General features: G+C 68.2%; 17 protein-coding genes and 2 pseudogenes. 11 read left to right on the forward strand and 8 right to left on the reverse strand.

Going from position 1 to position 20,798, the window contains the following annotated elements; genetic code table 11:
* Window positions 1–29 precede the first annotated feature (29 nt).
* On the forward strand, window positions 30–230 hold the full coding sequence (locus tag C475_RS07905) for a hypothetical protein (protein WP_006883286.1): 201 nt from the start codon (window positions 30–32) through the stop codon (window positions 228–230).
* Window positions 231–270: 40 nt separating this feature from the next.
* On the opposite strand, the gene C475_RS07910 is transcribed toward C475_RS07905, so the two are convergent.
* Window positions 271–1,344 (reverse strand): NAD(P)/FAD-dependent oxidoreductase, encoded by a 1,074-nt coding sequence (locus C475_RS07910; protein WP_006883287.1) that lies wholly within the window; start codon window positions 1,342–1,344, stop codon window positions 271–273.
* Window positions 1,345–1,466: 122 nt separating this feature from the next.
* Complete coding sequence (locus tag C475_RS07915) at window positions 1,467–3,242, reverse strand: ArnT family glycosyltransferase (protein ID WP_006883288.1); 1,776 nt, start codon at window positions 3,240–3,242, stop codon at window positions 1,467–1,469.
* Window positions 3,243–3,418: 176 nt separating this feature from the next.
* Here C475_RS07915 and C475_RS07920 point away from each other — a divergent pair, with 176 nt between their 5' ends.
* The 4 genes from C475_RS07920 to C475_RS07935 all read left to right on the forward strand — a co-directional run bounded on the left by C475_RS07920 (window position 3,419) and on the right by C475_RS07935 (window position 8,422).
* Window positions 3,419–4,495, forward strand: coding sequence for a Gfo/Idh/MocA family protein (locus C475_RS07920; protein WP_006883289.1), 1,077 nt, complete (start codon window positions 3,419–3,421; stop codon window positions 4,493–4,495).
* Window positions 4,496–4,559: 64 nt separating this feature from the next.
* On the forward strand, window positions 4,560–5,399 hold the full coding sequence (locus C475_RS07925; RefSeq protein WP_006883290.1) for a sugar phosphate isomerase/epimerase family protein: 840 nt from the start codon (window positions 4,560–4,562) through the stop codon (window positions 5,397–5,399).
* Window positions 5,400–5,481: 82 nt separating this feature from the next.
* Entirely contained in the window at window positions 5,482–8,220 is a 2,739-nt protein-coding gene (gene mutS / locus C475_RS07930) for a DNA mismatch repair protein MutS (protein WP_006883291.1), read from the forward strand.
* Window positions 8,210–8,422, forward strand: a complete 213-nt coding sequence (locus tag C475_RS07935) for a hypothetical protein (RefSeq protein WP_006883292.1) — start codon at window positions 8,210–8,212, stop codon at window positions 8,420–8,422. Before mutS ends, C475_RS07935 begins: the two co-directional genes overlap by 11 nt.
* 88 nt (window positions 8,423–8,510) lie before the next feature.
* Here the strand turns inward: C475_RS07935 and C475_RS07940 are convergent, their stop codons facing one another.
* The gene (locus tag C475_RS07940) at window positions 8,511–9,275 is read right to left on the reverse strand and encodes a pirin family protein (protein ID WP_049930287.1); all 765 of its coding nucleotides are present in this window, start codon (window positions 9,273–9,275) and stop codon (window positions 8,511–8,513) included.
* A 100-nt stretch (window positions 9,276–9,375) separates the two neighbouring features.
* On the opposite strand from C475_RS07940, the pseudogene C475_RS22305 reads away from it, so the two are divergent.
* A pseudogene (locus C475_RS22305) lies at window positions 9,376–10,010 on the forward strand (IS6 family transposase).
* Here the strand turns inward: C475_RS22305 and C475_RS24305 are convergent.
* From C475_RS24305 to C475_RS25315, 3 genes and pseudogenes are all read right to left on the reverse strand, one after another.
* On the reverse strand, window positions 10,003–10,179 hold the full coding sequence (locus C475_RS24305) for a hypothetical protein (protein ID WP_193366306.1): 177 nt from the start codon (window positions 10,177–10,179) through the stop codon (window positions 10,003–10,005). The pseudogene C475_RS22305 and the gene C475_RS24305 sit on opposite strands and share 8 nt — an antisense overlap.
* Before the next feature lie 16 nt (window positions 10,180–10,195).
* Window positions 10,196–11,173, reverse strand: a pseudogene (locus C475_RS22310) (IS630 family transposase); the annotation flags it as partial.
* Between the two features lie 77 nt (window positions 11,174–11,250).
* Complete coding sequence (locus tag C475_RS25315) at window positions 11,251–11,511, reverse strand: HalOD1 output domain-containing protein (protein ID WP_161625181.1); 261 nt, start codon at window positions 11,509–11,511, stop codon at window positions 11,251–11,253.
* Window positions 11,512–12,079: 568 nt separating this feature from the next.
* Between C475_RS25315 and C475_RS07950 the strand changes: the two genes are divergently transcribed.
* A complete protein-coding gene (locus C475_RS07950; RefSeq protein ID WP_006883295.1) occupies window positions 12,080–12,889 on the forward strand; it encodes a spondin domain-containing protein in 810 nt (269 codons plus the stop codon).
* 93 nt (window positions 12,890–12,982) lie between these two features.
* Here C475_RS07950 and C475_RS07955 read toward each other — a convergent pair whose 3' ends face one another.
* A complete protein-coding gene (locus tag C475_RS07955) occupies window positions 12,983–14,461 on the reverse strand; it encodes a PQQ-binding-like beta-propeller repeat protein (RefSeq protein WP_006883296.1) in 1,479 nt (492 codons plus the stop codon).
* A 142-nt stretch (window positions 14,462–14,603) separates the two neighbouring features.
* Between C475_RS07955 and C475_RS07960 the strand changes: the two genes are divergently transcribed.
* From C475_RS07960 to C475_RS07970, 3 genes are all read left to right on the forward strand, one after another.
* Window positions 14,604–15,851 (forward strand): PQQ-binding-like beta-propeller repeat protein, encoded by a 1,248-nt coding sequence (locus C475_RS07960; protein WP_006883297.1) that lies wholly within the window; start codon window positions 14,604–14,606, stop codon window positions 15,849–15,851.
* 94 nt (window positions 15,852–15,945) lie between these two features.
* Window positions 15,946–16,611: a GNAT family N-acetyltransferase gene (locus C475_RS07965; protein WP_006883298.1), complete on the forward strand. Its 666-nt coding sequence runs from the start codon at window positions 15,946–15,948 to the stop codon at window positions 16,609–16,611.
* A gap of 58 nt (window positions 16,612–16,669) precedes the next feature.
* On the forward strand, window positions 16,670–17,617 hold the full coding sequence (locus C475_RS07970) for a hypothetical protein (RefSeq protein ID WP_006883299.1): 948 nt from the start codon (window positions 16,670–16,672) through the stop codon (window positions 17,615–17,617).
* A gap of 33 nt (window positions 17,618–17,650) precedes the next feature.
* On the opposite strand, the gene C475_RS07975 is transcribed toward C475_RS07970, so the two are convergent.
* Complete coding sequence (locus C475_RS07975) at window positions 17,651–18,073, reverse strand: hypothetical protein (protein ID WP_235728441.1); 423 nt, start codon at window positions 18,071–18,073, stop codon at window positions 17,651–17,653.
* A 194-nt stretch (window positions 18,074–18,267) separates the two neighbouring features.
* Here C475_RS07975 and C475_RS07980 point away from each other — a divergent pair, with 194 nt between their 5' ends.
* A complete protein-coding gene (locus C475_RS07980; RefSeq protein ID WP_049930289.1) occupies window positions 18,268–20,784 on the forward strand; it encodes a hypothetical protein in 2,517 nt (838 codons plus the stop codon).
* Window positions 20,785–20,798 lie beyond the last annotated feature (14 nt).

Consider the following 20,798-nt stretch of genomic DNA (forward strand, 5'->3'; position numbering starts at 1 on the left):
ATGTGGCCCGGGACCGAACGAACGGTCCGATGCGCGACCTGCTCGCGGACGCCCTGGCGCCGACGCGGTACAACGTGGCCGCCGCGGTCAGCGCCGTCGCGCTCCTCGTCGTCGCCTACGTCCTCGTCCCCCATCCCTACGTCCAGTACGGGGCGTGGCTCGTCATCTTCACCGTCTGGATGGTGTGGTTCGTCTACCTCGGCGTCGACCACGTCTACGGGATCGACTGACGGCGCCTGCACTCGCTGTGAAACCGCGTTGCCGGCGTCGTCAGTCGTCGTCCGCGGGCTGCTCGTCGCCGCTCTCGGGCTCCTCGGCGGCCTCGATCCGCGGCCCGGCGGCGTGGCCCTCGTGTGCGACCGCCGTCGCGAGCAACTCCTGGGAGACGGCGGGCACGTCGCCCGAGGAAACCGGGCCGAGTTCGTCGATGGCCTCCGTCGAGCGCGGGAACGGCCGGGCGTCCATGTGGATGGCGATGCCGGCCTTGGCGCCCTGACCCATTGCGACGGGGATCTGGTTGTGGCCGGGGGTCACGTCGCCGACGGCGTAGACGCCGTCGACGCTGGTACGACCGTGGTCGTCTACCTCGACGGTGCCGTCGTCGGTGAGTTCACAGCCCAGCGACTCGTGGAGGTCGGTGTTGTACTCCGAGCCGAGCATCGGGAAGCCGCCGCGGTACTCCCGGACCGTGCCGTCGTCGAACTCGAACGATTCCAGCCAGCCGCCGTCGTCGCGATTCGAGGCGGTGATCTCCGCCTCGACCACGTCGACGGGGTGGTTGTCCACCATCTCCGCCGTGTCCGCGCTCCACTCGGGCTCGTCGCCGCGAGTGAGCACGTCCACGTCGTCGGTGAAGTTCAGCATGATCATCGCGACGTAGGCGGCCGAATCGCCCGTACCCATCACGTACACCGGTTCGTCGACGAACATGTAGGCGTCGCAGTGTAGGCAGTAGTGGAGGCCGCGGCCCGTCGGCGGCAGCGGCGGGTCCGGTCGCACGTCCGAGAAGCCCGTCGCCAGGACCACCTGGTCGGCGCCGTATTCCGCGTCGCTGCCGTCGATTCTGAACGACCCGTCGTCGACGCGTTCGACTCCTTCGACGAAGTCCCGGTGTACGTCGGCGCCGTAGGATTCGACCTGCTCCTTGGCGGTTTCGAGGAACTCGACGCCGCCGGTCTCCTCGGTGACGCCGATGACGTTGTGGGTGTCCTGCATCATCGCGGCGCGGCCGCCGCCGCGGTCGACCAGCGCGGTGTCGAGGCCCAGCCGCGTCGTGTAGAGCGCGGCGGTCAGCCCCGCCGGCCCGCCGCCGACCACGACTACGTCGTACTCGCTGTCGCTCATGTACCCGCCGCTAGCGAACGAGCCCGCTTAAACCCCGTTATAGCGGTGACCGCGCACACTCGCCGCGACGGGTCGGTGTTCGGCGGTCCGGCCGTCGACGGTCGGGCGACCGGGCGGAGGAGTCACGTCTCGCAGGGACCGGTCCGCCGGAGGACGACGGTGTACTGGTCGACGCCCATGTCCTGGGGGTCGCCGTACTGCATCGTCCGCGGGCGGACGCTCACCCTGAGGAGCCGCTGGTACATCGGCGCGCGCCCCTTCTCGTCGAGGAACCGCGGTGTTCGACCGTACTCGCCGGCTATCTCGTAGGGGTAGGTGTCCTCGTCGAGCAGGGCGCGGACGTGGCCCTCGACCGCGTCGTTCGACAGGGTTTCGGCCCGCTTGCCCCAGCTGTCGGGGGCGAGATAGAGGATCGAGTTGTGGTAGTTGAGGACGACGTACTCCGGACAGCGAAACTCGAAGGTGTCGGCACTGACGCCGAAGCGGGGGTCGACGCGGTCGGTGTGGGGGACGGCGGCGTCCTGGGGGTCGAAGGTGTAGGTCTCGATAGTGTCGTTCGCGCCCGCCTCGCTCCGCAGGTAGTCGACCGCCTGGTCGCGGGGCTGGGAGGCGTAGGCGAGCGTCCCGGCGCCGGCGTACACCGCGCTGGTGACGAGCAGGACGGCGACGACCGCCCGGCCGACCGCGGGCCGGCGGTCGCGCAGGCGGGCGAGCACCACCGCGAGGACGACGACCAGCAGCGCGACGACCGGGAGGAGGTGGTGGGTGCGGACGTAGCGCCACGAGGAGAACACCGCGAGGTAGACGCCGACGCCGACCAGCGCCAGCCGCAGCCCGTCTGCGGGCAGCGAGTCCTCGCGGACCCGCCGCAGGGCCGCGAGCGCGCCGCCGGCGAGGGCCACGGCCAGCGGGAGGCCGACGCCGTGGAGGTAGCTCCGGAGGATCCACCACCAGCTCGGCTGGACGAGCCAGCCGTGCGGTTGGGACTTCGACCCGAACGCGCGGGCGAGCCGGGCCCCGAACTCCGCCGGGGCGCCGAAGACGAGCGTCGGGTAGCCCGCGACGATGGTCCCCGCCCCGATCAGGGCGCCCGTCGCGAGGAATCGCGGGCGGACGGCTCCGCTCACGAACCCGTCCTCCGAACGGCGGGCGCGCTGGAGGTGGGCGACGCCGAGCATCACCGCGCTCACGCCACCGGAGAGCTTGAACGCGATGGAGACGCCACCGAACAGGGCGCCCCAGTAGAACAGCCGGTCGGCGCCCGTCTCGACGTAGCGGATCGCGAAGTACAGCGACAGCAGGAGGAAAAACAGCGACGGGACGTCCTCGCCGCCCTCGTGGGCGAGGATGAGGACCGCCCAGGTGACAGTCAGCAGGGCCGCGGCCAGCCGGCCGGTCGCGCGGTCGCGGAGCGTCGTTCCGATGCGGTAGACGACGTAGACACAGCCGACAGCCATCGCGACGTTGGCCAGTCGGACGAGCAGGACGCTCCAGGTCCAGATCCACCCGGGCGTCCGAAGCCAGTGGGTCCAGAAGCCCACGTTGAGGTGGCGACCCATGTCCGTGAACGCGGGCAGCGCGTCCGTCGCGAGGGCGACGACCAGCACCGGGATCAGGGCGAGGGCGGCGAGGTACATCGCCGAGCCGTAGGTCCGCCAGTAGCCGACGCCCTCGGAGACCGAGCCGAGCCGTGGGTCGTCGAGGACGGTCGCAAGCACCTCGACCGGGTCGACGACGCGCCACCGCTCGTCCCGCGTCGCGAAGTTGGGCAGCCGGTGCCAGACCCAAAAGGACGACAGCAGGAGGGCGGCCAGCAGGATGTAAGGGAGGTACGGGTCGGCGCGCAGGTCCGCTGTGACCTGGCGCTTCGCCCGCCGGACCGGATCGAGGAGGGCCATCTGTTCGTCCCGATTCGACCGGCGGAAGAGGTAAAAACGGCCCGCCTTCGGTCCGGTAGGTGGCGGCTACCCGTCGGAGGACGGCTCGCTCGACGGAGGCTGGAACGGCGACCCGGTCGGGGAACGGTTCGCCCGCTTGCGTGGTTTTTTGCCCGGTGATCGCGAACCCGCGGGACATGAGCGAGCGCATCGCGATCGCCGGGATCGGCGCGGTCGCGGCGATGCACGCCGAGTCGATCGCCGACATCGACGGCGCGGAACTCGTGGCCGGGTCCTGCCGGACCGAAGACCGCGGCCGCGAGTTCGCCGCGGAGTACGACTGCGCCTGGTACGCCGACACCGAGGCGATGCTCGACGCCGAGACCGTCGACGTGCTCTCGGTCTGCACGCCCAGCGGCGCCCACCTCGAACCCGCGCTGGCCGCCGCCGACCGCGGTGTCGACGTACTCTGCGAGAAGCCCCTCGAAATCACCACCGACCGGATCGACGAGATGGTCGCCGCCGCCGACGAGGCGGGGACCCGGCTGGGCGGGATCTTCAACCAGCGGTACAATCCCGTCGTCCGCCAGTTGCGCGAGGCCGCCAGTGAAGGCCGCTTCGGCGGGCTCTCGGTCGCCAACGCCTACGTCCCGTGGTGGCGCGACGACGACTACTACGACGGCGCCTGGCAGGGCACCGAGGAACTCGACGGCGGCGGCGCGCTGATGAACCAGTCCATCCACGGGGTCGACGCCGTCCAGTGGATCGCGAGCGCGGCGGGCGCCGGCGGTGAGTCGGACGGAAACCCCGTCGAGGAGGTGTTCGCCTACACCGCCCGCCGGGCCCACGACGACGACATCGTCGAGGTCGAGGACTCGGCGGTGGCCGTCCTCCGCTACCGCGACGGCACGCTCGGGCAGATCCTCGGCGCCACCTCGATGTATCCGGGGTCGCTGAAGCGACTCCAGGTCGCCGGTCGGGACGGCACCGCCGAGGTCGTGGAGGACGAACTCGTCACCTGGCGGTTCCGCGAGGAGCGCGACGGCGACGAGGCGGTCCGCGAGGAGTTCGGCGAGACGGAGTCGGGCGGCGGCGCGGCCGACCCGATGAGCATCGACTACGCTAACCACCGGCGCAACATCGCGGACTTCCTCGACGCTCGCGCCAGCGGCGAGCCGTACATGCTCGACGCGAACGAGGCCCGGAAGGCCGTCGCGATCATCGAGGCCATCTACGACTCGGCCGAGCGGGGCGAGCCGGTGCGGATCGAGTAGGGCACTACTGGCACCCCTCTCCGCGGACGCAAGACAGACGGTCCCGCGTACCGATCGGCGAGCCATGTCCGCTCCCCTGCCGATCAGCGGGTTCGCCGACGAGATCGCCGACGACCTCGACGACCAGCTGTCGACGCTCGAATCCCTCGACATCTCCCACCTCGATCTCCGTGGCGTCTGGTCGGAGAACGCGCTGGACCTCTCGGAAAACCGGCTGGACGACCTCGAAGCGACGCTGGACGACCGCGGGTTCTCGGTTACCTCCATCGGGTCGCCGATCGGCAAGATCGGGATCGAAGACGAGTTCGAACCGCATATGGATCGACTGGAGCGGGCGCTCGAACTCGCGAACCGCTTCGACACTGACGGCGTGCGCGTGTTCTCCTACTACGTGCCCGACGGCGACGACCCCGCCGACTACCGCGAGGAGGTCCTGCGCCGGACACGCATCGCCGTCGAGAAGGCCGAGGACGCCGGCGTGACGCTCCTTCTGGAGAACGAGAAGGACATCTACGGCGACACGCCTGGGCGGATGCGTGATCTCCTGACGACCGTCGACTCGCCCTACTTCCGGGCGGTCTTCGACCCGGCGAACTACCTGGAGATCGGCGTGCGACCGTACCCCGACGCGCTGCTGCAGGTCGTCGAGTACGTCGAACAGGTCCATGTCAAGGACGCCGAGTTCGGCGAGCGCGGGGCGATCCGACCGGCCGGCGAGGGCGACGGCCGCATCGGCGAGACCGTGGCGGCGCTGCACGAGCGCGGGTTCGACGGCGCGCTCTCGCTGGAGCCCCATCTGGCGTTCGCCGGGTCGGACTACGGCTACAGCGGCCCGGAGGGCTTCGAGGCCGCGGCGGAGGCGCTGAAAGGGGAACTGGACGGGGCGGGCGTGGCGTACGAGTAGGGCCGGCGGGAACGCCACCGGACTCGTTCACTTCCGCTCCGGACCCGTAGCCTTTTACCCGGGTTCGGACACACCTCCCTGTATGACAGAGGCGACGGGTATCGTCGGGGAGTTCCTCTCGCTCAAGGAGGAGACCGACGCCGACATTCTCGCGATGCAGTGCGGCGACTTCTACGAGTTCTTCGCGGAGGACGCCGAGCTCGTCGCCGACGAGCTGGACCTCAAGGTGTCCCAGAAAGGGTCGCACGGTTCTTCCTATCCGATGGCCGGCGTGCCGCTGGACGACCTGACGCCGTATCTCTCCGCGCTGGTCGAACGCGGCTACCGCGTGGCCGTCGCCGACCAGTACGAGACCGACGACGGCCACGCCCGCGAGATCACCCGGATCGTGACGCCGGGCACCCACCTCGAAACGAGCGACGACGACGCGCAGTACCTCGCGGCGGTGGTCCGCGAAGGCGGCGGCGACGGCGGGTCGGGCGGGAGCGACGACGCGACCTACGGCATCGCCGTCGCGGACGTGACGACGGGACAGTTCCTCGTCACCGAGCAGTCGGGCGCCGACGCGACGAGCGCGGCGCTGACGGAGCTGTACAAGTTCGACCCCGCCGAGGTGCTGCCCGGCCCGGAGATCCGTTCGGACGACGACTTCCTCGACGAGGTGCGCGAGCGCACGGACGCCTCGCTGTCGCTGCACACGACGGAAGCGTTCGCGCCGGGTCGGGCGCGCCACCGCGTGCGCGAGCAGTTCGGCGGCGAAACGCTGGAGAGCGTCGGGATCGCCGACGCGGAAGCGGCGGTCCGGGCGGCGGGCGCCGTGATCTCCTACGTCGACGAGACGGGCGCGGGCGTGCTGGCGTCGATGACCCGGCTCCAGTCGTTCGACGAGTCGGCGTACGTCGACCTCGACGCGACGACCCAGCGCAACCTCGAACTCACGGAGACGATGCAGGGCGAGCGGTCGGGGTCGCTGTTCGATACGGTCGACCACACCGTCACCAGCGCCGGCGGGCGCCTGCTCCGGGAGTGGCTCCAGCGCCCGCGCCGCTCGCGCGAGGAACTGACTCGCCGCCAGTCAGCGGTTGCGGCGTTAGCGAAGGCCGCGATGGCCCGCGACCAGCTGCGCGAGACGCTGGGCGACGCCTACGACCTGGAACGGCTGGCCTCGAAGGCCGCCTCGGGGAGCGCCGACGCTCGCGACCTGCGGGCGGTTCAGGAGACGCTCGCGCTGTTGCCCGCGGTCGCCGAACTGGTCGCCGAGGCCGAGCGCCTCGCCGACTCGCCGCTGGCCGAGGTGCTGGAGCGGCCGGACAGGGACGCGGCGGCCGAACTCGCGGCCGACCTGGACGAGGCGCTCGTCGAAGACCCGCCCGGGACCGTGACCCAGGGCGGACTGATCCGGACGGGGTTCGACCCCGAACTGGACGAGATCGTCGACGACCACGAGGCCGCGCTGGACTGGATCGAGACGTTGCCAGAGCGGGAGAAGCGGCGGACGGGCATCACGCACCTCTCGGTCGACCGCAACAAGACCGACGGCTACTACATCCAGGTCGGCAAGAGCGAGACCGACCAGGTGCCCGCGGAGTACGAGCAGATAAAGACGCTCAAGAACTCCGAGCGGTACGTCATCGACGAACTGGTGGAGCGCGAGCGGGAGATCCTCCGGCTGGAGGAACGTCGCCACGAGATGGAGCGGGCGATCTTCGAGCGGCTGCGCGACCGGGTGGCGGCCCGCGCCCAACTCCTCCAGGAGACGGGACGGGCGCTCGCCGAGTGCGACGCGCTGGCGAGCCTGGCGGCCCACGCCGTCCGCAACGACTGGACGCGGCCGGAACTGTCCGACGGGCGCGAGCTGTCCGTCGACCAGGGCCGGCATCCGGTCGTCGAGCAGACGACGCAGTTCGTCCCGAACGACCTCTCCATGGACGACGAGCGGCAGTTCCTGATCGTCACCGGCCCGAACATGAGCGGGAAGTCGACGTACATGCGCCAGGCGGCGCTGATCACGCTGCTCGCGCAGGTCGGGAGCTTCGTCCCCGCCCGGTCGGCGCGAGTCGGACTGGTCGACGGCATCTACACGCGCGTCGGTGCGCTCGACGAGCTGGCCCAGGGCCGTTCGACGTTCATGGTCGAGATGCAGGAGCTGTCGAACATTCTCCACTCGGCGACCGAGGAGTCGCTGGTGATCCTCGACGAGGTGGGCCGCGGGACCGCCACCTACGACGGCATCTCCATCGCGTGGGCCGCGACTGAGTATCTCGCCAACCGGATCCAGGCCAAGACCCTCTTTGCGACCCACTATCACGAGCTCACCGCGCTCGGCGAAGAGCTCCCGACGGTGGAGAACGTCCACGTCGCGGCCGACGAGCGCGACGGTGACGTGACCTTCCTGCGGACCGTAGAGGACGGCCCGACCAATCGGTCCTACGGGGTCCACGTTGCGGACCTGGCTGGTGTCCCCGAGCCGGTCGTCGACCGCTCGCGGGACGTGCTCGACAGACTCCGCGAGGAGAAAGCGATCGAAGTCCGGGGGAGCGACGTGGCCGACGGCGGCGGGACCGAACAGGTCGTCTTCGACCTCGGGTCGGGTGAGCTCGTCTCCGAGGAGTCCAACAGCTCCCAGCAGGTCGCGACCGACGGGAGCCAGATGGAGGTGCCGGCGACCGATTCGGACGGGCAGTCGCTCGATCCGGAGACCGAAGCCATTCTCGACGAACTCGGTGATATCGACGTCAACGAGACGCCACCCGTCGAACTGATGGCCAAAGTCCAGAACTGGCAGGAGCAACTCGAAGACAGCGACGCTGATGTCAGCTGAACTGCGACACCGAGACGTCTTTCGCCAGCAACACGGGTACGGCGACCTCGAAGTCGCGGACACGAGCTGGCAGAGCAAGCGGTTCGACCACCTGTTCGCCTCGACAGAGTTACCGGCGACACAGTGTTACTACGACCATTCGGGATTCGAGCGGAGCGACCACGCACCGATCATCGCGGACTTCGAACTCGATTCCAACTGAATGGGTTACCTGACTGTGAGAGCGCTCGATAGAGCCCGCACCCGCTCAGGGGCGGAACCAGACGACCGGTGGGACGTTCGTCCGTGTGTTAGCGGCCGATCGTGCCCTGGCGCGTGACCGGGGCGTCCGGGTTGACGGTGAATGCAACGACGGTCGAATCCTCGGTCGCGGTGACAGGGACATCGCCGTCGCCAATCACGAGTGCGCTCTCAGTGTACCCGAGAGAGTCCTCGCCGACATCGACGGCGCCCTCGAAGACGTACAGATAGGTGTGCCAGCCAGACCGAGACGGAAGCGTGGTCGTCGCACCGGCCTCCAGGCGACAGTCATAGAAATCGACATCATTGCGGACGTACAGCGGCGCATCGGTGCCCTCGGGCCCGAATAAGTGGCGCCACTCGTTGGCGACGGGGTCGGGAACCGGCTCGTGCTGGATGCCCGGTTCGAGGTCGAGGCTGTGGGGCCGGACGAAGATCTGAAGCATCCTGAGCGGCGGGTCGTCTGCCAGCGTCTCTTCGGAGTGCCAGAAGCCGCTGCCGGCGTTCATCACCATCAGGTGCTCGGGGCCGGTCACGAGGGTGTTGTCCTGTCGGTCGTCGTGGCGCATTACCCCGTCTGGAACCCAGGAGATGATCTCCTCGTTGCGGTGCTGGTGCATCCGGATCAGCGTGTCGGGGTCCATGAACGACTCGACGACCGTCGCGAGCGGCCCGTAACCGTGGTCGTCGTGGTCGGGAACTGCCCGGCCGGGGAAGTTGAGGTGGATCCGGAACTTGCCCTGATCTTGCGACACGTCCGTTCGCGGCGCTGTGTGGATACGGGGCTGTGTCTGTGCCCCAGGTGAATCGTCCATTACCAACTGCTAGTCTCTCAGCCGTATATGGGTTCTGCGCGAGCCTTCGGCGGTGTTCAGATAAGGACGAAGGGTGAGGCGGTTCGTTTTCTGAGTGTATATGCCCGAAAACGACCGCCTCGGTGGATGCTTGAGCGAGATCGGCTTAGCGTTTGTTGAACGTGAAGCGACACCGCAGCTGCTGATGAAGCTCAGTATTCAACTGGATCTTGCAGAACTTTCGATTTCGGATACTGTTTCGCTTCTTGAGGTATTCGGTGTCGAGAGAGCTCGATCAACCGTTCACAATTAGATTCACAAGGCCGATCTACAGCCAGAATCTGGTCGTTCTCCGCATCACACCGCGGTCGACGAAACCGTGATCCGAATCGACGGCCAACAGTATGGCTGTACGCCGCTGTCGATCCAGAATCAAACCAATTACTCCATACAAAGCTTGAAACGGCGAGAACAAACGCTCTCGCGGAGATATTTTTCGGCGAACTCCGCGAGGAACAGGATGCCGACGACGCCATGTTTCTCGTCGACGATGCTACCCCGCTGAAAGAAGCGTGTCGTCGACACGGTCTCGATTTCACATACGAACACCAGGGAAATCGTAACAGTGCCGAACGTGTCTTTTGCGAGGTAAAACGACAAACAGACTCGTTCTCAAATAGTTACAGTCACGTCGGTCCAGCAACCGCTGACGACTGGCTCAGATCGTTCGCCTTCGCATGGAATCGTCTCATCTGAACACTACCGCTACGACGCCCCCTACTACGAGACCCGACCCGTCCGCGCCGTCGAGAGCATCCTCTCGCCGCTGGAGTGGGGCCGTGACGATATCCACCAGTGGCTTGCCGACACTGCCGACGCGACGCTTGGAGCGCACGCTGAATGAGCGGTACTCTATCGCTGCCATTAGAACTATTCACCCACTTTTGCAGCGAAAACCGGTCGAGAGCAGTCTCGATCGCGGTGGTCAGTTGCTCAAGCGAGTCAAAGAACCGCTGCTGAGAGCGCGTTAACGCTGTTTTTTCGGCATTCTTTGACAGGATCGAGTTCCGCAGATGTGCCGGTAACACGGCGAGGGCGAGGTCGGCATGAGCCGTCTAGCCCGTAACAGCCGACATCTGGAAGTACGGGGCATCATCCAGCACGGTGATCGGAACCTATTTGAATTCTTTTCATAATGTAACGTCTATATTTTGTACAGAATCGGCAGTGACGTACTTAGTGAACCGTGAGAAAAAGCGTTCTCCGTCTTCGATAATCACGCCGAGTAGACACGCCCGTCGCGTTGGCCGGAGAGTTCGGCCCTCGGCCGCGTATCACGCAGAGACCACGCGGCACGCGACTCGAACTGCACGGATTTCCTCGTCCGATCGATACAGACTATTGTGGTGTCTATTTCCACCCGATTTCTACTTTAGTCTCGTCGTGGAACTCTTTCTGGTCAGATTCTTCGGATTTAATGACCGTACGACGGGAGCTTTTGATAACTCCGTTCCACTTCTTTCAATAACCGCCAGCAACTCGGGTAGGAGTACTCGACGCCGTAGGTTTCTTCCAGAAACCCCCCTGGACGAGCGCCGGCGTCCACGCTCACGCGTCGATCCCGACCTCTTTGGGTGGTCCGTGAACCGTGCGCTCGAAATATTTGTATTCCGGTATATTCTAACTCTTTAAGAAATTATGACATTAGGATTGGCTTGCTCAAACGGCTCGTCAGTATCAAGTCACATGAGTCAACTGGAGATCGTTTTTCACCGGTGTCGTGCCACTCTGCGAGTTCGGTTTGCGTTCCGGCGTTCCTGTGCACAAACGATGCTAACAACCGCTGTATCGGCTTTTTCCCTCGGCGCTACGAGGGCGTCTTGGAGTCTTTCGACAGAAATTTCGCTGAGGTGGTCCACTGCATACAGCACCAATTTTCGGGCGGAGAGTTATACCGTTACTATAGAGCGGTTACGACCGATAGAACAGCTCGGAGTTATTCGAGTGCTATAACAACTTCTCCACCGGAGACTGTGATCGAACATCCGTCTATCGTGAGCACAACGGTTACATCAGGATTCTGAGTGACTATCGTATTCAGTGCCTTCTTGTCCACATAATCGTATAATTGGAGGTCGAGCTTTGGTGGTGTAGTGTTCTTGATCTCGGCTAATCCCTCGAGAATGACCCTACTCGGATCCTTGTTCTCCGGATCGAACGATCGGTTTACTGTGACCCCATCTCGGTGAGTCCCCATTTTCCACGACCTTTAATAACATACGTCATGGATTCGGAAAAGCATTATTCAGGCGAGTGTGATTCACTCCTAATTTAGAACAAAGATAAATATCAAAATGTTGTACTAAATACTAGGAAGATCACACACGACCGGTAGTTCCCCTAGAGACTGTTTATACCGGCCGAAACGTCCAGTCGTGAAACTATAGTGCGGACCGAAGAATCCGGTTTCGGTCCCGAAACGGCCTGTCAGTTGGTCAGGGAAACTGTGTACCTGTCGAGTTGGAACAGGGGTGTGGGCCAAGACCCTCTTTGCGACTCACTATCACGAGCTCACCGCGCTCGGCGAGGACGATGCCCAGGACGATTGGCGGTCGGTAGTACTTCTCGCGGCGCGTCCGCGACGTGATCGAGCAGTCGGCGAGACGGTCGGCCGCGAGTCCGATCCCCCTACCGTCCCCGGCGAAATTAGTACAGAGTTTGACCAGAGTTACAATTATTTCGGATCCGAATTTGTTTTAACACTGAAAAATTTTCATCCGACGCTCCACCCCACCGGAGGATGTGGTCCGACCACAGTGATTTCGATGACAGGCACAGACGGAACTTCGAACGAGCGGCAGAGTACGGAAACCGACGGCGTTTCGCGACGGTCGTTCGTCGCGGTGACGGGGGCTACGATGGTCGGCGCGCTCGGGTTCGGAACGACGGCCGCGGCGGACGTTGGGGGGCAGTCCGACCACTACTTCACCGTCCACATGGAGAACCACTCGAACGGAAACACGCTCTCGACCAGCCTCGAGGGGGGCGACGACAGCAAGCCCGTCCCGCTCTCGCCCGTCGTCTACGCGGTCCACCGCGAGGACGAGCCGATCTACTCCCGCGGCGAGCTCGCACGCGACAACGGGCTCGAATCGCTCGCCGAAGACGGCAGTCCCGGGCGACTGGTGTCGAGCCTGCGGGACCGCGACAGCGTCGTCGAAGCGGGGAAACGCGCCGTACCGATCGGTGCCGACGGGCCCGGCCCGCTCCTGCCCGGGGGGACCTACGAGTTCGAGACCGAGTCCTACGACAGCGACCGCTCGCTCTCGCTGTCGCTGGTGACGATGTTCGTCCAGTCGAACGACCTGTTCTACTCGCTCGGGGGGCCGTCGGGGCTGGCGCTGTTCGCCGACGGGCAGCCGACGAACGGCAACGTGAATGACCGTGTCGCCCTGTGGGACGCCGGCACCGAGATCAACCAGGAACCCGGCGTGGGCGACCACCAGGCCCCGCGCCAGCGGGCCAAGGGCGTCGGCGACGTCGAACGCAACACCGTCGTCCCCGTCGCCGACATCAACGGCTACGACTATCCCGACCTCCGCGACGTCCTCATCCTCCGGGTGACCGCCCACTGAGGCCGGGATCGGACGCGGATCCGGCGACCCCGTGACCGGGGCCTCCTGCTCGACCGGACGACCCCTCCGACGGCCGCCACCGACCGGTGGCCGTCACCCGACGCCGCCGAACACGCCGAGGCGGCCGTCTCCGAAGCCGGCGTAGACGCTTTTGTCGAATCCCAACACCGTCATCACCGAGGCGCTCGGCCGGTAGACCGCTCGGGGCTCGCCGGTCGCGGCGTCGACGGCGAACAGGCTGGTGAAGTCGGCCTTTTTGGGGGTGATCGCCTCGGCGACGAGCGTCTCGCTCGTGGCGGCGACCGGCCAGCCGTTGTCGGAGGGGGTGACGAACCGGTACGGGCGGTCGCCACCGGGGAGGGCGTAGGCGTCGACGGCGTTCATCCGGACGTTCGTCCGCGTGTACAGCCGGCTCCCGTCGGGGGCCAGCAGTGGGTCGTGGGCGGGGGCAGGGACGCGCCAGGCGACGGTCCCGTCGGCGGTCACCGCCGCCACGGAGTCGTTTCCGACGTACACTCGGTCGCCGACCGGGAGGGCCCATCGCGTCGACAGCGGGACCGTCCACCGGTTCGCACCGTCGGCCGAGACGCCGACGAGCGAGGAGTCGTCGGCACGCTCGCCGACCGAGCAGACGACGGTGTCGCCGAGGACCGTCGCCAGCCGAACGGTAGCGGGGAGGTCACGCTCCCACCGCAGTTCGCCCCCGGAGCCGTACGCCGACAGCGTTCGGCCGGTGGCGACGTAGACCGCGTCGGACCCGACCGCGAGGGCGTCCATCCCCGCGACCGACGCCGACCACTGCGAGTCGCCGCCACCGGGGTCGACGGCGTACACCGTCGTCTCCAGCGGCTCCTCGGGGGTGTCGTGACTGTGCTCGGGCTCGAAGAACTCCGTGGCCCGGACGACGACAGCGCCGTCGAGGAACCCGGCGACCCCGAGGTACCGCTCGCGCTCGAACGACCAGCGCTGCGTCCCGGTCCCCGGGTCGAGCGCGTGGAGCGCGGTCCACTCGTAGGACTCCGCGCGGCCGTGGACGCTGTAGACCGCTCCGTCGTCGACGGTGACGCCCCAGATGTCGGCGGTGCCGGTCGGGTCGTGGTGTGAGCCCGCCGTGGGCTCACCCGCGAACGACTGCACCCAGTCGAACTCCGGGCCGCCGGGGGACAGCGCGGCGACGGCGGACGGTCCGTCCTCGTCGCCCATCGTGACGTAGAGCCGGCCGTCGCCCGCGTCGATGCCGAGGACCTGCGCGTAGTCGGTGTCGATCCAGCGGTCGGCGGTCCAGTCGGGGAGGTCCTCGGAGACGCGAGTGACGGTCGCCGGCGGGACCGCGGTGACGCGGTCGGCGGTTCGGTTCGGTTCCGCGGTGCCGGCGACGGTCGGCGTCCCCTCGGGCCCCGGCGTGGGCGTCGCGGAGGGTGCGGGTGTCGGCGCCGCGCCGTCCGTCCCGGTCCGCGGGGCGTCACCCGCTGGTGGGTCGGTCCCGTTCGAGCCATCGCCGTCGCCGAGACAGCCCGTCAGCGAGGTGACCAGTCCCGCGGCGAGCGCGAGCGTTCGGCGTCGAGTGGGCATGGTCGGACCCACAGGCGGTATCGGAAAGGGCCTTCTGGAGGGTCAAACGACCGCCGAACGACGGCCGGCCGAGTCAGTCGGCCGGCGCCTGCACCGGTATCTGCCGGGCGGTTTTTTCACAACCGCCCGTCTGGTGACGGCCATGCGGAGACGCCGCGCGCTGTTGCGCTCGCTGGGGGTGGGTGCGGTCGGGTTCGCGGCGGGCTGTGCCCGACTGCGACGGCTCGGCGGCCCGGACGAACTGGCGCGAAACGAGGTCAGTTCCGAGGCCGGCGGCGACGGATCCGTCCCGATGCACCAGCGGGACGCGCGCCACAGCGGGTACGTCTCGGGGACGGTGACCGACGAGTCCGGCACGGACCGGTGGGTGAGCACCGTCGACCCACCGGACATCAGTTCCGCCGTCGTGCTCTCGACGGATTCGGTGTTCGTCCCGAGCGCCGACGGCGTCCACGCGCTGGACCGGGCCGACGGGAGCTACCGGTGGGACCGTCGTCCGGACGCGACGTTCCCGACGGTACCGGTCGTGACCGACGGCGTCGTCGTCGTCGGCGAACTGTTCGACGAGCCCGTCGAAGACGAGGTCGGCGCGGTCGCTTACGACGCGGCGGACGGGACGGAACTGTGGGAGACGACCGACGTGCCGGGGGGATGGGCGCGACCGACGGTTCGCGACGGGGTCGTCTACCTCTCGGGCGGTCCCGTCGACCCGGGCGTCACGGCCGTGGGACTCGCCGACGGAGCCGTCGAGTGGCAGACGCGCCTCGACGCCGAGACGGGTCGAGTCGCCGTCAACGAAACCGGCGTTTACGTCGCCCAACCGACCGGGATCCGAAAGCTCGGTCCCGGAGGAGCGGACCTGTGGCACCGGTCGACCACGGGTGAGCCGCGCGGTCCGCCGACCGTCGCCGACGGGACGGTGTACGCCCAGACGGCCCCGGGGTCCTTCGCCGCGCTGGACGCTGCGACGGGCGAACGACGGTGGGAGACTATCGCACCGCCCGAGACGGAGTTTTCGGCGGCGGTCACCGGCGGGACGGTCTACCTCTCTGGGGGCGACCTCGTCGCGCGCCGAGCGGCCGACGGGACCGAACTGTGGCGTCGCTCTCCGGCGCAAGCGGGCGCGAGCGTCGAAACCGCCACCGACCACTACGGCGAGCGCGGTTTCGGCGACCTCGCAGTGACCGACGACACGGTGTACGTCGGCCACGGCGACGGACTGCTCGCCGTCGCCCGCGCGGACGGCACCCCGCGGTGGCGCCGCCCGTTTCGGAACCGGGTGATGGGCGGCGACATGGTCTTCGGCGGTTCCCCCGGCGCGCCCGCCGTCGCCGGCGACACCGTCTTCACGTTCACGAGCGGCGGCGACTGCTACGCGGTGGCCCGATAGAGGGTCCCGGACGGCAGCGGTCCGAACCGGACCCGTTCCCAGCGACTGAGAGCGCGGTCCCCATTTTACCCCGATGTGGGTGCGACGTTCGTCTATGACCGACGCCGACGGGACGTGTACGTACTGGGCGCCCGAGGAGTGCGAGGGGTCGGCGCACTGCCCGCCGCGCTGTCCGCGCTTCGTCGACCGAACCGGCGAGGCCTGGGTGGTCCGGCCGGCGACGGACGACGACCGCGAGGCGCTGATCGAGATGTACGACGACTTCGCACCGGGCGAGCAGGCCCAGGGACTGCCGCCGCGCCACCGCCCGCGGCTGGAAGACTGGATCGACGACTGCCTCGAAGACGGCTGTAACTTCGTCGTGACGGGCGAGGACGGACCGGTCGGCCACGCGCTGTACACGCCGACCGACGCGGCCGAACCGGAGTTCGCCGTCTTCGTCCACCAGGACTACCAGGACCGCGGGCTCGGGTCCGAGCTGAGCAAACACGTCCTCGCGGCGGCGGCCGTCGCCGACCGCGACGCGCTCTCGCTCGTCGTCCAACCGTCCAACCGCGCCGCCCGGCACGTCTACGACGAACTGGGCTTCGAGACCGAGTCCGACTCCTCCTTCGAGAGCGGCCGACGCATGGGTGCGATCCGGATGCGCCGACCGCTCGACGCGGCGTCGACGGCGGCGTTCCGGCACCCGCCCGTCGTGCGGAACGGCGCGGTCGAACTCAGTGACGGCGGCGGTCCGGAGCCGGCGGCGTCGGACTGACCCACCCCGCGCTGGCGCCGGCCGCGAGGATTTACGACCGGCGCTCCAACGGCGTGATATGAGCCGGGAAGACACGAGCTACGGCACGGCCGAGCGGGAGCGCGACGAGCAATCGAGCCGGTCCGACGGCGAGGGCGAGCGAGCGTCGGGGGTCGCCTCGCGCGTCCGGGAGTACGCGAAGTCGGGGACGCTGGCGGGCGTCCTCGGCGGCGCAGCCGTTCTCCGGGGACTCCGATCGCTTCGCGCCGGCGAACGCGCCCGGGGCGTCGGTCGGGTGGTCGTCGGCGGCGCGCTGCTGGCGGTGGCAGCCGTCCAGCGTCGGGCCGGCCGCGAGCCGACCGGCGAGCGCATCGACATCGACCAGTCAGACGTGGTCGACACCGGCCCCGACATCGACGCCGTGGGAGAGTCGGGAAACGGGACCGACCACGTCGGCGGCGAGGCGGCCTCGGACGTGGTCGACACCGCCCCCGACATCGACGACGCGGTCGATGGGACCGACGAGAGCGAGACGGGGACCGACGCGACACTCGACGCGAGCGAAACCGGTGGCGCGGTCGACGACGTCGAGTCCGACGAGAGCCGAACTGACGACGCCGAGCCCACCGAATCGGTCGCCTCCGACCGGCTTGGCGAGGCCGCGTTCGACGAGCACAGCAGCGAGGTACCGGTCCCGCAGGAGGCGTTCAATCGGGAGTACCTCCCGCTCGGCGGGGAGGTCCACTGGGGCGTTCGCGACGACGGACGGGTGGTCGTCTCGGGACGGTTCGATCCGATCGAGGGCGGCCACGGCGTCACCTACGTCGCCAGCACGGCGGTCGACGACGATCGATTCCTGGCCGTCCCCGACGAAGTCACCGACCACTGGGACGACGTCTCGGGCGGTCCGATGGCGGTCGAGGGCGGCGACGGGATCGTCTTCGCGACGAACGACGACCTGACGGCGGACGACCAGTTGCTCGCCGTCCCGGCAGCGTGGGCCGAGGACGCGCTCGGCGAGGAGTAGCGTCTGCCGCGCCCCGGTCACGTCGCGAGCCGTTCAGTTCCGCCGGAACTCTGCGCCGGTTGCGTCCTCGGGCGGTGAGGCCTCGACCCAGTTACTCTCGTCGAGGGCGATGCGCGCGGCGACGGCCGCGACTCGTCGGGCCGTCCGCTTGCGCTCGAACAGCGAGATATTCCCCAGCGAGTCGCCGACGCTCTTGCTCACCTCGCTCGTCGGGATCGACTCGTCGCCGACGACCGCCTCGAGTTCGCGTGTGAGCCGTTCGTCGAGTTCCTTCCGCGCGGGCTTCGAGAGCTCCCACCCTGCGGGCAGCAGGTCGTAGGTCACGGCGTACCCCTCGTCGTAGCGCTCGACGGCGAAGAAGGGCGTCCCTTCGCGCTCGGCGCGCTCGTAGGCGGCGTCGCGTTCGTCGGCGTCCTCGTAACACGGAATCTCGGAGGGCTCGAATCCCACTGGCACGTACCCACCTACGCTCCCGACGGGTAAAAACGTCGGGCGCCTGGGCGCCGGTGGGCGGGTCGCAGTCGTCCGCCGAGACGAGCGCTCCGCCGTCGCTCGCCCGGGCACCCGGTGCGGGCGTGCGAAGCGGTGACTAAAGGCGCTATTTGAGCAAGCGGTACCTACTCGGTACGTGGGTGAGTCTGTCCGGGCACATGCCTCGCGAACGAACAGCGACAGCCTGCTTGCTGGCCGCACTGGTCGTCGTCGGTACCCTCGTCGCCGTGGTGCCGGCCGGTGTGGCCGCCGCAGGGCCCTCCAGTTCGTCGGCAGCGGCGGACGCGTCCACCGATTCGGATGCGCTCGCGGCCGACACTCAGTCGAACAGCCCGTACGGGGACGTCGTCCCGACGGCGATCGAGAAGACCGACGACGCGACGATCGCGGGCGGCGTGGTGCTGCCCGAGAACTACAGCGTCCGCGCCGTCCCCGAGACGGTCAACGGCTCCATCGTGCGCGTCGAGGACGACCGCACAGTCTGGCAGCGGACGTTCTCGACCGCGAACGCGACGACCCAGATCGCCGAGATCGAAGTCGGCTCCGACGGCGACGTGTACGCGGTCGTCTCGACGCGACCGACGCAGGCCGACTCGTACCCGCCGGAGACGACCACCGAGGTCGTCCACCTCACCGACGACGGTGACCTGACCTGGCGCTACGACCTCGACACGAGCGGCTACGCGAGCGTCGGGTCGACCGGCGAGACGCTCCGCGCGACCGACCAGGGCGTCGCGATCGCCCACGCGCTGCCCGACGGAGAGGGCGTCCGCCTGGCCGAACTGACCGGCGGTGACGCCATCTGGACCGATACCTACGACATCGACGCCGAGCCGACGACGCTCCGCGCGACCGACGACGGGTTCCTCGTCGCCGGGACGACCGGCTACTCGAACCCGTGGGTACTGCGGACCAGCGCCTCGGGCGCGGTCGAACTCAACACGACGGTCCGCGGGAACGTCGACCAGCGCGTCGCCGGCGCGGTCACGACCGACGACGGCGGCGTCCTCCTCGCGGGCACTCAGAGCTCCTTCGGCGGCGAGTTCAGCTCGAACGCCTGGGTCAGCCGCCTCGACGACGACGGGGTCACCCGCTGGAGCCGCGTCTACGGCGTCGACGCCCGCGCGAACGTTCAGGGTGTCGCCGCCCGCGACGGCGGCGTCCTTCTGGTCGAACGAGGCGGGTACTCGCTCGACGACGAGACGGAGGTCCGGCTCCGTGGCGTCGGCGCCGACGGCGCCCAGCGCTTCGTCGAATCCGCCGCGTTCACCGGCTCGGTGACCGCGACCCACTTCGGCGAGGACACCGTCACGCTGGCCGGCATCGGCGACGCGCTCGCCGGGAACTACACGGTGAATACGACGACCGTCGACGTGCCCCGCCGCGACGACGGCGAGTACACCTTCGAGGCCGACGCGGGACCGACCGCCAACGAGACGGTCTACCGCGGGCAGAACCTCCGCTTTGCCGACCCGAGCGCCGGCGACGAGCCCTACGAACTCCTCGCCCTGCCCGGCGAGCGCGACGAGTTCGACCCCCACGTCGTCCGCCGGGTCGACCTCGCGGACGGCGAGGCGGTCCTCGAATCGGCGACGCTCCCCGCCGGGGAGTACGTCCTCCGGAACGCCGACGGCGATCCGGTCGTCCTCGACGACGGGGAGGCCGTCGACACCGGTGACCGGTCGGCCGCCGCGTTCGACCTTCGCAGTCAGGACTTCTTCCGCCTCGAAACCAACCGGACGTTCGTCGACGCGGCCGCCGGCGAGAACGGCGTCTCGATGTCGCTGCACTCCCAGCGCACGAACTACGTCCTCCACGCCTCGGCGACTGACTCGAACGGCGAGTCCGTTTCGACCGGCGAACTCCGCGACGCCTTCGAGACCGTCGACGGCTTCGACGGCGTCGAGACGGTCGACGGCCGCCAGGTCGCCCGCATCGAAGTCGGCGACGTCGACGAACTCCGTCTGAACGTCTCCGCGGCCGCGTTCGATGCCGGTCTCTACGAGGTCACCGTCGCGAGCGTCGACACTCGCGAGGCCGGTGGAGCCGTCTCCGGGCGACTCGTCGTCGCCCAGGACACGGACCGCGAGATCGGTCTCTCGCTCAACCGGAGTTCGCTGACGGTTCCCACCGACGGGACGACGGCGGCGAACGTCACGCTGACCGACGTCGAAAACGGCATCTCCGCGCTCTCGCTGTCGGCCAACCGGACGGGCGATCCGGCTATCCGGCCGCGGCTTGACCTCCGCATCAACGCCTCCAGCATCTCGATAGGTGCCGGTGTCGGCCGCGACGAGGCGAGCACCTCCGCGACCGCCTTCGACGGGTCGACCGCCAACGGGTCGGTCGAGGTCGGGACCCTGCGGATCGAGACCGACCGCTTCGGCGAGGAGACCGTCTCGACGGGCAACAACACCGTCACCTTCCGCGTCGAGTGGGTCGTCGACGAGGACGGCACCCCCTACTCCGTCCCCGACCCGATCACCGTCCCCGTCGAGGTCGTCGAGTCGACGAACGCGACCGACGGCTCCGGTGAACCCGACGAGGGCGGCGTCGTCGGCGGTGGCTCCGACTCCGGCGGGAGCTCCGCGGGCGGCTCGGCCGGTGGCTCCGGTGGCGATTCGAGCGCATCCGGCAGCGAGACCGGAACCGCCGCGGCCGCCGCCGACCGGTAGCGCACGGTAGTCTT

It is taken from the genome of Halosimplex carlsbadense 2-9-1 (assembly GCF_000337455.1).
Lineage (GTDB): Archaea > Halobacteriota > Halobacteria > Halobacteriales > Haloarculaceae > Halosimplex > Halosimplex carlsbadense.

Bases quoted from the DNA above. Each gene is read 5' to 3' on its own strand.
- C475_RS07950 (WP_006883295.1), top strand. From the start codon at position 12,080: ATGACAGGCACAGACGGAACTTCGAACGAGCGGCAGAGTACGGAAACC.
- C475_RS07905 (WP_006883286.1), top strand. From the start codon at position 30: ATGCGCGACCTGCTCGCGGACGCCCTGGCGCCGACGCGGTACAACGTG.
- C475_RS07920 (WP_006883289.1), top strand. From the start codon at position 3,419: ATGAGCGAGCGCATCGCGATCGCCGGGATCGGCGCGGTCGCGGCGATG.
- C475_RS07935 (WP_006883292.1), top strand. From the start codon at position 8,210: ATGTCAGCTGAACTGCGACACCGAGACGTCTTTCGCCAGCAACACGGG.
- C475_RS07955 (WP_006883296.1), bottom strand. From the start codon at position 14,461: ATGCCCACTCGACGCCGAACGCTCGCGCTCGCCGCGGGACTGGTCACC.
- C475_RS07915 (WP_006883288.1), bottom strand. From the start codon at position 3,242: ATGGCCCTCCTCGATCCGGTCCGGCGGGCGAAGCGCCAGGTCACAGCG.
- C475_RS07940 (WP_049930287.1), bottom strand. From the start codon at position 9,275: ATGGACGATTCACCTGGGGCACAGACACAGCCCCGTATCCACACAGCG.
- C475_RS07925 (WP_006883290.1), top strand. From the start codon at position 4,560: ATGTCCGCTCCCCTGCCGATCAGCGGGTTCGCCGACGAGATCGCCGAC.
- C475_RS07970 (WP_006883299.1), top strand. From the start codon at position 16,670: ATGAGCCGGGAAGACACGAGCTACGGCACGGCCGAGCGGGAGCGCGAC.
- C475_RS07965 (WP_006883298.1), top strand. From the start codon at position 15,946: ATGACCGACGCCGACGGGACGTGTACGTACTGGGCGCCCGAGGAGTGC.
- mutS (WP_006883291.1), top strand. From the start codon at position 5,482: ATGACAGAGGCGACGGGTATCGTCGGGGAGTTCCTCTCGCTCAAGGAG.
- C475_RS24305 (WP_193366306.1), bottom strand. From the start codon at position 10,179: ATGGCAGCGATAGAGTACCGCTCATTCAGCGTGCGCTCCAAGCGTCGC.
- C475_RS07910 (WP_006883287.1), bottom strand. From the start codon at position 1,344: ATGAGCGACAGCGAGTACGACGTAGTCGTGGTCGGCGGCGGGCCGGCG.
- C475_RS25315 (WP_161625181.1), bottom strand. From the start codon at position 11,511: ATGGGGACTCACCGAGATGGGGTCACAGTAAACCGATCGTTCGATCCG.
- C475_RS07980 (WP_049930289.1), top strand. From the start codon at position 18,268: ATGCCTCGCGAACGAACAGCGACAGCCTGCTTGCTGGCCGCACTGGTC.
- C475_RS07960 (WP_006883297.1), top strand. From the start codon at position 14,604: ATGCGGAGACGCCGCGCGCTGTTGCGCTCGCTGGGGGTGGGTGCGGTC.